The 12169-nt window shown below is 44.5% G+C and carries 9 protein-coding genes, 1 tRNA gene and 2 pseudogenes; 4 read left to right on the forward strand and 8 right to left on the reverse strand.

Annotation, left to right across the window (positions count from 1 at the left end):
* Nucleotides 1-127: 127 nt before the first annotated feature.
* Both argF and HBA26_RS23000 read right to left on the reverse strand, forming a co-directional pair.
* Nucleotides 128-1132, reverse strand: a complete 1005-nt coding sequence (gene argF / locus HBA26_RS21775; RefSeq protein ID WP_045339574.1) for an ornithine carbamoyltransferase — start codon at nt 1130-1132, stop codon at nt 128-130.
* Nucleotides 1102-1197, reverse strand: a complete 96-nt coding sequence (locus HBA26_RS23000; protein WP_213014347.1) for a hypothetical protein — start codon at nt 1195-1197, stop codon at nt 1102-1104. Before HBA26_RS23000 ends, argF begins: the two co-directional genes overlap by 31 nt.
* A gap of 99 nt (nt 1198-1296) precedes the next feature.
* Between HBA26_RS23000 and rraB the strand changes: the two genes are divergently transcribed.
* From rraB to HBA26_RS21795, 4 genes are all read left to right on the forward strand, one after another.
* On the forward strand, nt 1297-1722 hold the full coding sequence (gene rraB / locus HBA26_RS21780) for a ribonuclease E inhibitor RraB (RefSeq protein WP_003862940.1): 426 nt from the start codon (nt 1297-1299) through the stop codon (nt 1720-1722).
* A 46-nt stretch (nt 1723-1768) separates the two neighbouring features.
* Nucleotides 1769-2548: a tRNA isopentenyl-2-thiomethyl-A-37 hydroxylase MiaE gene (gene miaE / locus HBA26_RS21785; protein ID WP_048998895.1), complete on the forward strand. Its 780-nt coding sequence runs from the start codon at nt 1769-1771 to the stop codon at nt 2546-2548.
* A gap of 9 nt (nt 2549-2557) precedes the next feature.
* On the forward strand, nt 2558-3280 hold the full coding sequence (locus HBA26_RS21790; RefSeq protein WP_048998894.1) for a hypothetical protein: 723 nt from the start codon (nt 2558-2560) through the stop codon (nt 3278-3280).
* 104 nt (nt 3281-3384) lie between these two features.
* Nucleotides 3385-3469 (forward strand) — tRNA-Leu (locus HBA26_RS21795).
* 149 nt (nt 3470-3618) lie between these two features.
* Here HBA26_RS21795 and HBA26_RS21800 read toward each other — a convergent pair.
* From HBA26_RS21800 to HBA26_RS21825, 6 genes and pseudogenes are all read right to left on the reverse strand, one after another.
* Entirely contained in the window at nt 3619-4545 is a 927-nt protein-coding gene (locus HBA26_RS21800; RefSeq protein ID WP_032652356.1) for a site-specific integrase, read from the reverse strand.
* Nucleotides 4535-4747 (reverse strand): annotated as a pseudogene (locus HBA26_RS21805) (DNA-binding domain-containing protein); the annotation flags it as partial. The pseudogene HBA26_RS21805 and the gene HBA26_RS21800, both read right to left, overlap by 11 nt.
* Nucleotides 4748-4867: 120 nt before the next feature.
* Nucleotides 4868-5723, reverse strand: a pseudogene (locus HBA26_RS21810) (phosphorothioated DNA-binding restriction endonuclease).
* A 159-nt stretch (nt 5724-5882) separates the two neighbouring features.
* The gene (locus HBA26_RS21815; protein ID WP_126345386.1) at nt 5883-7706 is read right to left on the reverse strand and encodes a response regulator receiver domain; all 1824 of its coding nucleotides are present in this window, start codon (nt 7704-7706) and stop codon (nt 5883-5885) included.
* On the reverse strand, nt 7699-10668 hold the full coding sequence (locus HBA26_RS21820) for an ATP-binding protein (protein WP_126345387.1): 2970 nt from the start codon (nt 10666-10668) through the stop codon (nt 7699-7701). Before HBA26_RS21820 ends, HBA26_RS21815 begins: the two co-directional genes overlap by 8 nt.
* A gap of 93 nt (nt 10669-10761) precedes the next feature.
* Complete coding sequence (locus HBA26_RS21825; protein WP_126345388.1) at nt 10762-11958, reverse strand: DNA cytosine methyltransferase; 1197 nt, start codon at nt 11956-11958, stop codon at nt 10762-10764.
* Between the last annotated feature and the right edge of the window lie 211 nt (nt 11959-12169).

The raw sequence follows: 12169 nt of genomic DNA on the forward strand, positions 1-12169 counted from the left end.
CTCCATAAACGGGTTCTTATGCCTCAGTTGTAAGTGTCTACCATGTCCCCGAACAAGTGTTCACTATGTCCCCGGACGTACAGTGGGAGAGGGCCGGGGTGAGGGCACCAGACCGCAGAGGACCCAATCACTCCCCAAGCGTCGCCACCATCACCGCCTTAATCGTATGCATCCGGTTTTCCGCCTGGTCGAACACGATGCTCGCCGCCGACTCAAACACCTCGTCCGTCACCTCCATCCCGCCGTGCAGGTCGAACTCCTTCGCCATCTGCTTGCCGAGCGTGGTCTGGTCGTCATGGAACGCGGGCAGACAGTGCAGGAACTTCACGTTCGGGTTGCCGGTCAGCGCCATCATCTGCGCGTTCACCTGATACCCCCGCAGCAGCGCAATCCGCTCCGCCCACTTCTCTTTGGCTTCGCCCATCGACACCCACACGTCGGTATAGATAAAGTCCGCGCCCTTCACGCCCGCCGCCACGTCTTCCGTCAGGGTGATTTTGCCGCCGTGCTTCTCCGCCAGCGCGCTGCACTCCGCCACCAGGCTCTCTTCCGGCCAGCAGGCCTTCGGGGCCACCAGGCGCAGATCCAGCCCGGTCAGCGCCGCCGCTTCCAGCATCGAGTTGCCCATGTTGTTGCGCGCGTCGCCCGCGTAGACCAACGTCATCTCGTTAAACGCCTTGCCCGGCAGGTGCTCCTGCATGGTCAGCAGGTCCGCCAGCAGCTGGGTCGGGTGGAACTCGTTGGTCAGCCCGTTCCACACCGGTACGCCCGCGTACTGCGCCAGCGTCTCGACCACTTCCTGGCCGTGGCCGCGATACTGAATGCCGTCGTACATCCGCCCGAGAACGCGCGCGGTGTCCTTAATTGACTCTTTATGCCCAATCTGGCTGCCGCTCGGCCCTAAATACGTGACGCGTGCGCCCTGGTCAAATGCGGCAACTTCGAAAGAGCAACGGGTACGGGTCGAGTCTTTTTCGAAGATGAGCGCGATATTTTTACCGGTAAGTTTCTGTACTTCCTTGCCCTTTTTTTTATCGGCCTTGAGCTGTGCGGCAAGGGTCAGCAGAGAAGTGAACTGTGCAGGGGTAAAGTCGAGCAATTTCAGAAAGTGTTTCTTGTACAGATCAGACATTTTATCCTCACATGGCGAACGCCACTTATTGAATTAAAATTCACTTTATATGTGTAATTATTCATTTGCAACCCCGTTTCACAAATCTTTCCAACAAAGGTGGAGGCAAACCCGTCCGTGTGTGAAAATAGAAGTATCTGCCGCACTTTAAAGAGGATTGAGCCATGGCAAACCCGGAATTACTGGAAGAGCAACGCGAAGAGACGCGTCTGATTATTGAAGAGCTGCTGGAAGACGGTAGCGATCCGGACGCGCTGTACACCATCGAGCACCATTTCTCTGCGGATGATTTCGACGCGCTGGAAAAAATGGCCGTGGAAGCCTTCAAGCTGGGTTACGAAGTGACCGAGCCGGAAGAGCTGGAAGTGGAAGAGGGCGACACCGTCATCTGCTGCGACATCCTGAGCGAAGGCGCGCTGAAGGCGGAGCTGATCGACGCGCAGGTTGAACAGCTGATGAACCTGGCCGAGAAGTTTGAAGTGGAGTACGACGGCTGGGGAACCTACTTCGAAGATCCGAACGGTGAAGACGGCGAAGAAGGCGACGACGAAGATTACGTCGACGAAGACGACGACGGCGTGCGTCACTAAGCGTTTCAGGCGGTGGCGCGCGCCACCGCTTTTTCAAGGCAGAACCATGGATTACCCGCAGATACTTGCCCCCGTACTCAGCTTCCTCCAGTGCCCGACCCCGCAAGCATGGATTGATAAAGCCCGCGACCCGGCAAACCTGCCGCTGCTGCTCACCGACCACATGGTGTGCGAGCTCAAGGCCGCCCAGACCGCGCTATTACTCGTGCGTAAATACGTCGCCGACGAAAGCGGTGCCGACGCGCTGCTGGAGTGGCTCAAGCCCTACGAACAGTTCACCTTCCGCGACGGCCCGGAGCCGGACTTCATCGCCCTGCACAGGCAGATTGGCAAAAGCGTGATGCCCAAAACCGACGACCCCTGGGGCCAGGCGCTCATCGACAGCATGGTGCTGCTGATCAAAGAGGAGCTGCACCACTTCTGGCAGGTGCGCGAGGCGATGCTGGCGCGCGACATTCCGTACGTCAAAATCACCGCCAGCCGCTACGCCAAAGGGATGCTGAAGGAAGTGCGCACTCACGAACCGCTGACGCTGATCGACAAGCTCATCTGCGGCGCCTACATCGAAGCCCGCTCCTGCGAACGCTTCGCCGCGCTGGCCCCGTTCCTCGACGACGATTTGCAGAAGTTCTATCTCTCGCTGCTGCGCTCGGAAGCGCGACACTACCAGGACTACCTGACGCTGGCCCAGCAGGTAAGCGACGACGATATCTCACCGCGCATACAGCTTTTTGGCGAAATTGAAGCCACACTTATCTCGACACCGGACAACGAGTTTCGCTTCCACAGCGGCGTGCCGGTGTACACCGGCATAACTCAAGGATAAGGATGCGAGATGAAAAAAACGTGGATCAGTACGGTCATTGTTATTGTCGCGGCTGCCGCCGTGGCGTTCTGGGTCTTCTTCGACAGGCAGCGCGCTCCGGAAGCGCAAATTGATACCGCTCTTAACGCGATGCCCGCCTGGCAGGTGATCAAGGAGCAGGAGCCTGTGCTGCATCAGCGCATCCTCGACCAGATGGCCGCCCTGCAAAAGGCCGGCGAGCCGGAGCAGCACATTATCGACACCATCCAGCCGCAGATCCTGCATTTACAGATGACGCGCCTGCAAAACGCCCCGGACGCCAACGTGGTGAACTATATGACCATCAACATGGAGCAGACCGCCGCCATCCAGAAGGTGAGCGACGACGCCTGCTTCCGCTTCCTCTACCCGACGGTGAAGGGCGGCGTGAACCCGATGCGCATGCTGGATAAAGACCTGATGACGCGGCGCTTGCAGGCCGACGCCGACATGATGCGCGCGGCCTACGGCAAAAACCGCCACACCGTGACCCCGGCCGAACGCGAGGCGGCTGTCGAGGATGTGCGGCCGATTATGAAGGAACTTGCTGATAAGTACGGCGAGGACATCCAGCTGCTGCAGATGCCGGAGAAGGCGGCGGGCAAAGAGAAGCTCTCCTGCGATATGGTGCAGGAGATGTGGGCGAAGGTGCTGGCGCTGCCGGAGCAGAAGGCGGCAGGGGTGATTCGTCTGGCGGTGTCTGAGCTGGAGTGAAGGGGCGCTGGTTTTTTGGGCACTTAGAGTGGGTTTCGCGCGTCGTCGCTTGCATGGCGGCGCGCGACAGGTATAATCCACAACGTTTCCGCATCCCCTTCAGTGCCGAAGTGGCGAAATCGGTAGACGCAGTTGATTCAAAATCAACCGTAGAAATACGTGCCGGTTCGAGTCCGGCCTTCGGCACCAAAAACGATTATGATAATCGGGAAACCTACAACAATCAGTACGTTGTACAATGAAGCTGGACGTTGACGGCAACTACAAAATGGCCGCATCTCCGGCTTTTTTTGTTTATAAAGCCTCGGGCCGGATCTTTTCACTCACTCCCTGTTTTGTCAATCTCTCTCCACGCAACTTCTGAGCATCTCGACATTGTGTTCAATATAGCTGAGCGTCACCTTAATATCGCGGTGGCCGAGTAGTTTCTGCGTGACATACAAATTTTGCTCCGGTTTCTGCATCAATTCTGTGGCAACGGTATGACGGTAGCGATGTGATGAAAAACGGCTGTGGCAGGCATCGCTGAGTTTGGCAAAGAAATAACTCACCTGATTTTCTGTCATCGGTTTACCCTGGCGCAGCGTCCTCCGACTGAAACGATTGATGTTGAACAACTGATCGTCAGCCCGCATTCCCTTTGTTTTCGCTTCTTCAAGCATCTGCTCCAGGTAGGGCCGTAACCGGGAGGCGATAGGAACAACGTGTTCATCATGGCTTTTGCTGCCTTCGCTCTGGATAAACAGCGTGTCATGGACCAAATCGATATCCCTGACCCGCAGGTGAATAAGCTGATTCAGCCGGATAGCGGTGTAGTTGAAGGTTTCAACCACGGTCAGCCAAAACCATGCCGGATATAAAGGCGAACGATAGCCGCGCTGCATTTTCTCCCGTTCGATAAATTGGTTCAGCACTTTGCGGGATGCGAGGATTTGCTCGCGGGTCAGGGTTTTCTTTTTCTTACGAGATTCCCGCAGCGATGTTTTCTGGAATGGATTGATGAACTGCTCCAGTAGCCCCTGTTCAATGGCGAAGTTATACAAGGCTCGCATATGGCGCATATAGTGGTTCCAGCTCACCGGCTTGATACAGCGCACATTTAGCAGGTAGTGACGCCACTCCAGCACCATATGCGACGTCACTTCGGCGGGTAACACGTTGCGCCAGTGAGTGAATTGATTTACTGCCGTGCGATAACAGCTCTGGGTGTCAGGTCGCAATAAGCGGGCAAAAAAATACTCTTCCAGGATCTGTTCAAAGGTCATTTGAGTGACTTCCTTCATTGAGCAAGAGATGAGGGTTATTAAAGGGAACGTCATCTCCAAAAAGCGGCGTGGGATCGTCAAGCATATATCCCTTCAGATGTGAACAACCGCGTGGGCCGACAACGGCGCAGTGCCAGATGTTGAGGCCATTTTTTGGTTTTCGGTGAAGATTCAGGTTCTGGAACTTCTTCTGAACCTCCCGCCGTTATTCTGGAATCCAGTCTGGTGCGCAAATTATCCGCTATAGGGGTTAAAAGAAATTTATCCCCTAAAGGGGATAAAACAGATTGTGTAATCAATAATATCTGTGAAGCTCATGGTCTCAGGAGTTGAAAATCTGCTTACGATGCCAGCCCACGTATTGTTCAGTGGGCCACAGCGATTTGTTATGAGGAAGATGTAACCGCTAGCCGTTCCGTTGACAGAACAGGTTATCCACCATCGGGCTACGGCTGACGCCGCCTGAGATGCGGATAGTGAGGCTTTCATCCAGCCCGAATGAGCCCATATCAAAAGCATCATGGTGCAGCGAACACAGCGCCAGACCGTTGTTTACCACACACGGCCCGCCATAGGTTTTCCAGTCGGACATGGGCTGCTTCAATACCAACCAGCGCACCATCCAATCGTAGGTCGTAGCCGCAGAAAGCACATTGCGAATGGTAAGCCCGGAGAACGATATCTCTGAAGCGCGGATCGCGGTTCTTTGAACGGTCGATAAAATCCAGACCCAGTTGGTTGGCGAGGATCCTCTGAATACTCTCGGGGAAGCGAGCTATCAGTATTTGCTGGGCCAGCTGGTCGATCATCTCCGGATGCGCTAGTAACTGCTGGTAAGCCGCTTCATCAAAGCCACCTGTTACCTGGTTATCAATCAGCTCTTTTTTTGTCGGCTGGGTGTTGCCTTTGCGCGGTTGACAGCCTTCTGCGTTGGCTATTCCCAGAAGCCGTCAGTTCTAAGCCGTCAGAAAGGCATTTTGGGATAGTCTATGCGTCGTTTATGGCCAAATGAGTGGTTCGTGTATCTCTAGGCCGTAGTTGAACAGGCGTGGGTGGCCTGCTTTGTACTGCGATAACACATACAGTAGCAACAACGGTTTATGTGGAGCGCATACGTCTCCCAGACGCCATACAGAGACGTTAGAGATGGCTGATTGCAGTGTTTCGAGTGGTGTCATAGGAATGAACCGATTAACAGGCTGATGTTAATACGATCATGCTCGCAAAAGCAGTGAAATTCAATTGTTACCCATCATGTTGGTTATAAGGTAATGTAATTTGGCAGGTATCAATATAATTAATTGATACCTGTCAGGCCCGAACTGTACTAATATCTCTTAATTGATAAAATCTAACCCCACTCGAGATTTGGATACCCCAAGTCTACCCAATAAATTTAATGCGTATTCATAACGTAACTCCGCAACTATTTTTGCTTCCACAGATGTTACCTTCATATTATTATCCATTGGCTCGACATATTTAAGTGTTATTGTATTCGCTTCAGTGAAGATGCCCTGATTTTCTACATAACAGTCCATTGCTTTGGGATTTGCCTTACCATCAAGTCCAACGGTAAAACTAAGAATATGTATTTTGCCGTCCAATTCAGGTTGAATGAATAATAGGTTGTTTTGAGTTGAGTAATTCAAGATTTGCCTAATGGCTTCATTATCGTCAATTGGTGGTAAAATATCTAAATTAAGTTCTCTTTGCATATATTGGCGAGTGTTATTTAATGCAACTTTCGCATCATACATCTTCACGAGCGTAACCGGAAGTAAATTATCCCCGCTCTTTTGACCTGGAACAAGATCACACATCGGAGTTAAACATAACCAGTGATTATTCTTAAATTCTAAAACATGTCCTGTGACTAAATGATGAGAAGTGATTTTTTTAGAACAGCTGAAGCAATTAGCATGTTTGATTTGTTCTAATTCGTCAGCAAGTGTAGACTTATCGATAAAATAGTCTAAGGGAGAGTCAATTTTTTTTAGATCTTGGACTAGATTGATTGTAAATTGATCTAAGCCAACTTTAATCTCGTACGCTAATTCTTCCCACAATTTAGTGACTGCTTGCCATGCTGCTGTTTTTATTGCATTATCGTCTTTGTTTAGAAGAAGTTCTTTTAACCATGCTGCTTGTAAGAATCTCTTATTCAGTATGTTGCTTGCAGCGTAACTACCATTACTTTCAATCTCACTTCGGAGCTTTGATAAGATAAGTTTATGCGGGTGTGGCTTAGAATCTGATAATGCTTCTAAAAGTTGATTTGGTATTTCACTGATCGGTGTGTCTTTTTTACCAAGGACAGTGATAAATAAGTCCTCTGTTTTAATCCAGTTACAGTTTTTATTTATTCCCCAATCAAAAAATTTGGAAGTCTTATCATTGAATTGATCAGCATATTTCTCAAGTTTTTTCGAAATAATCCACTTTAGTATTAATGGTTTTTGTATGTTTATATTATCAGGTCTACCTTCGTAGATGCCATAGAAAACATCAAGAATTTCGTTCTGAAAATTCCCTGAGCATAATTCAGTTTCATGCTTAAGAATTAAAAATAATAAATCTATAGTTGATATAGAACCTATTAATTCGTCCCTAATTCCAGGTTCATCGATTTCCCACTCATCTAAAACATCGTCTACCTTGGATTTAATTTTCTCATTTAAAATACTAATTGCTGGCCTTTTCTGTAATGATGTAATGATATCGATCAGTACCTCATTGACTGAACCTTTTTGCCCATCATAGCCCTTGGTATGTACCGCAACAATATTAAAATGGCGATTCTCAGATAAGTTTTTTATAATATCTATCGATTTTTTACAATACCCAGAATCCTCACCGTCTAAATGATAATCTAAAATTAATAAATCACTGTGATAAAGGCGGTTCGATACAGTTCCTTCTTGGACCTTTTTTTCTTTTCCATTGTAAACATCTAAAAGCCAGTTGTATTCTTCACTTCGACTGATATCAATTATCTCTTTAAGTCGATAAATATTTTCTTGGGAAAAGTCTTCCTTACTGCTCAGAATTAAATCATCAATGGTTGGGTATTCATCATCGATCACTGTCACAGTTCTGATTGGGTCAATATAAGCAGATTTTAAATGTGGCTTGTAATCAAAAGTAGAATTATTAGGCATTTTTAATCCCTTTAAAATTAATTACGAAATTGGCACCGTTAAGCATTTTTTTATCTGCTCTTGTTTCGTAGAAAATACTATGGCCACCCACCGCTAAATTTTGTTTACAAAGATAAAGGCCAACCCCACGGCCACCTCTTTGTTTTTTGGAGAAAAATATAGTAAAAAGCTCTGGTACATCATCAGGATCGACTCCTGGCCCATTATCACTAACATAAATAAAACTATCAAGCACATCTAATCTAATAATACGACGTTCTTCTTTAGTTTCTTTAACCCAATATCGTGAATTATTCACTAAATTAATGAACACAGGATAAATTCTGGCTGGTTGATCGTATAATGAAATATCTAAGAATTTAGTAGAGCAAGAAAATTCAATTGAATCTTTTTCGAATTTACTTTTGAAAAAGTGATTAACATAATCAAAAATGTCTTTTCCACTCAAGAAAGCTCTTACCTTATCACCTGATAGTTTGAGTGGACTTAAAAAACGCCAGGAATCGCTTAATGACTGATGTGCTTGGGTAATGCTTGATAAAGCATTTTCCTGGTATTCATCGAGGTTTGTTGATGACAATCTATTTATTCCCCGCTCAATAGTCATATCGAACCCTTCGATTTCATGACCAATTATCTCCACAGTTATCCCAAGTTGAGCGAGTGCGTTAACTTGTTCTACTTGTTTTTTTAATCGAGTATTTTCGTTTACTGAAGAGATAGCGAGACTTTCTAAATCAATTTCCTCTCTTAAACTTTCTAATGCAGTGATATATGGAGCATAGGTTTGATTTATTTCAATATCTTGAATCTGATAAGCGAGGTCTAAATTCTCAAGTGTTTTCTTGAGTGAAGACCTATTTTCTTGTAGATCGGATAAATACTGAGATGTCTTTTCATGGAAAGCTTTATTTGTATTGTTTGTTATCTCGTCAAAACGTAAAGTCTCTTCTTTTAATATATTTCGTCCTTTACTAGAGAATTTCCTTATTTTAGCATGCAATATGGCTGCTTTGCTACGAAAGTCTTTTTCAGCAATTGAATAATCATCCTTAACTGTAAAATGATCGAGTGCTGAATATACAGAGTTATTAATTTGCTTTAAAAGACTTTTAGCATCAATCTCTAAATCGCGATATTGACGATAATCTTTCTCTATACTTCCTAAATTCCTTGGTACTGAACCTAAAGATAGGTTTTTTAGGGTACCATCCAATACGTCGATGTTTTCCTTGAGCTGTAATAGCTCTTCTAGCTCTTTGAAGTTGTTCTTATCACTCAGAAGTTGTGATATTTCATAAAATTCGTTTCTTAAATGTTCTAACGAAATGCGATCTCTTTGAATCGATGTTTTGATTCTTCTTAGCTCTTTACGTAGTAATTTTTTTCTATCTTCATCTGCTTTCAAAGCAGCATGTTTAGCATTTATTTCCTCTAGTTTTTCTTCTCGTAAATCTGATGAACGACCAATAAACCTTTTTGCAATTTCTATTAAAATATTTTCGACTATTTCTCTAAATAGCTTAGATGCTTTATTGTCAATAATACCTTCTCTACCAGCTTTATCACGTAGATTGGGATTATGTTCTTTGGTTATATACACACCACCAAAACATGCCCTATTACTGAACATATATAAACCAGCATTTTTTGAACGTCTTTTTTCGATTTCAAAAAAGTCATTATCTTCACGTCCATATGGCATAACACGCAAATCATCACGAAAAACCATTACTCCACCAAACTGATCACGGATCCGATCGAAGGTCGCATGTTGTTCATCTGACAATGTACTATTTTTTCTTGTAACTTCAAATGTGCCCAATCTTAAAAAGAAAGGGCCAAAGCGGGTATCTTTTCGTGTCTTATAAACAGTTTTGGGTTTTACTATAATATTATCGAACCATTCGCCAAAAGCTTTGACTCTTCCCGAAAACAATCCGTTCTCATCAATATTCCCTTCAACTATATGTTCTAGCTGGTCAAAATTAGAAATATCAAAATTTCTAACTTCATCGATAATAAATCTTTGAAGATTACCATTCCAAGCGATAACGCTCGTCTTGAAATCAGTAATCTGTTCTTCTTCTTCTCTTTTAAATGGATTAACAAAGCTATTTAATGTTTGAAGAAAGCGCTCTTTAGCACGAACTTCTGCACCTTGAGCTTCTGAGCCTGCATCTGTTGATAACTGAGCTATTAAATCGTCATGAATTCCGGCTATAAACATTGCTGTGCCGTGAGTGGTTTTATTATTCCACACAGGCCATGATTGAAAATGCCTTTCCTCAAAGAAAGCATTAATAACAGTATTCTCGATGGCTTCTTTTGTAATATCATTACTTTCATTTTTTTCTAGTTCAGAATAATTTTCCCAAGCTTGTTCAATACGGTTATCCCGTAATATATCATCTCCGTCACCCCATAGATTTCCCATCAACGCATCAAACATTTCCGGTATAACAGTGATTAATTCATTTTTATCACTGCATTCCATAATTGGTATCTTAATATCATTAAGCATCAAATATGGATTTTCAAAAATACGCCAATCCAGCAGGCAAGCTACAAGAGGACTATCTTTCCTTTTGGAAACTAAAAGCATTAATGAGCCCAAGGCCGCACAAGAAAGACGACCGATGCCTTTCTGGCCTTGCTTTGCTCGAATATGATCTATTCCATTTCTATCTTCATATGGAATATCTTTTTTTATAGCCTTGGACTCTGTTCCTACTGTAAGCCACTTATTGATAATGTCATCTAACGACATACCATGCCCATCATCAACTAAAGTTGCCACAGGAGTATCGCCGTCAAATATATTTAGAGAAACATTACGAGCGTAAGCATCATATGCATTTTTCCAAAGCTCAGAAATTGCGGTTGGACAATCAGCTATTTGCTCGCGTCCTAGATGATCAATTGTCCTTGCTCTTGTTTGAAAAGCTGCTGAAATTACCATTTTTCACCTTCTATTATTATAAGGTAAGTAATCATCAAATGAGTTTTTGGTCCATTTAAGCTTCTAGTTTTGACCTTTTTCATTCATTACACCTTATCCATTGGGTGCAATTATGTTAAGTAATGCATTTATTAATATTGTGCCTAACATAGGGGGAACTGCATTACCAATCTGTCTTGCTTGCTCTGTTGCATTACCCCAAAAAATGTAGTCATCAGGGAATGTTTGCAACCTTGCCGCATGCCTTAAAGTGATGCCGTGATTTTCCCATGGATGAATGAATCTTCCCTTAGATGGGTTGTTACACCCAGTTGTAATTGTATTGGCCGGTAGGTGAATCATTATGCGTCCATAAACATCTTTGTGGCCAGCGTATCCATTGGAATGGCATTTTAGCTCGAACTCTTTTCCTGCATCACTTCTACTGCCATTGAGTTTTGTTGCTTTGAAACGCTCTTCCATACGCTCAGTTGGTATCATATGTATGTTGCATGGATCTTTTTCGCTTATTGGTGCGTCTTGATATTCTAGTGTTTCAAGTAGCTTTTGTGCTTCATCAATTGAGTAAGAGGTATGTTTAAGAAAGTATTCTGATATATATCTTTGAATTAAGTTATCATCCATCTTTTCAAAAACAGAGGATGCGGTTCTCCACGTACTTTTTGAGTTATTCTTTACTTCATTAGAATTAGGGTTGAAATGAGTAGCTTGAGGTGGAAACTCAATGCTATTTCTTTTTTTTAAAATGTCATTTCTAACGCCTGCAATGAACACTCGTTTGCGACTTTGCGGAACACCGTAGTCACGAGCATTTAGTACATCGCAATGAATTAATGTATAACCATTTTTGGAAGCCAAAAACTTAAAGCGTTTCAAATGGGTTTCATGCCTCTTCCATAACAAACCGGAGACATTTTCTACCAAAAAGGCTTTGGGTTTAAATTCACAAACAAAATCGAAATACCTTAAAAGTAATTTGTTTCTGGGATCGTCAACGCCAGCGTCATTAATTCGGTGACTGGAAAAACCTTGGCACGGAGGCCCACCAAGTATCATATCAAGTTCGCCTTTCTTGAGCTTTATTTTTTTTCTTAACTTTTTTGGGCCTACGAGTAAAATATCTTCCTGTAAAAGTTCGGTCTTATGCTCAAGCCTTTCTAACATATTTTTTTTGTAGGTGTTTGCAGCCGCACTATCGAATTCAATAGCAGCAACAACATCTATAGCGCCTGTATTGTGGGCGGATAAACTAAACCCTCCAGCCCCCGCAAATAAGTCAATTGCCTTCATATAAGTCCAAAATTAACTCCTAAATCTTGATATTTTACTCTTTTTTTTTAGAAATGCAACAGGCAAGTGTTATGCCTAACAAGAATATACGCTATTATTAACGTAGTCTTAAAAGGGGTTCCTTTCATGTTTATATAATATAAAATGTAATGAAAATTAGCGAATTATTGTTTGTAATCTGTCTCTTATACACATCTCCGAGCCCACGAGA

The sequence above is a fragment of the Enterobacter sp. 725m/11 genome, from assembly GCF_011683705.1.
Taxonomy (GTDB): Bacteria; Pseudomonadota; Gammaproteobacteria; order Enterobacterales; family Enterobacteriaceae; genus Enterobacter; species Enterobacter bugandensis.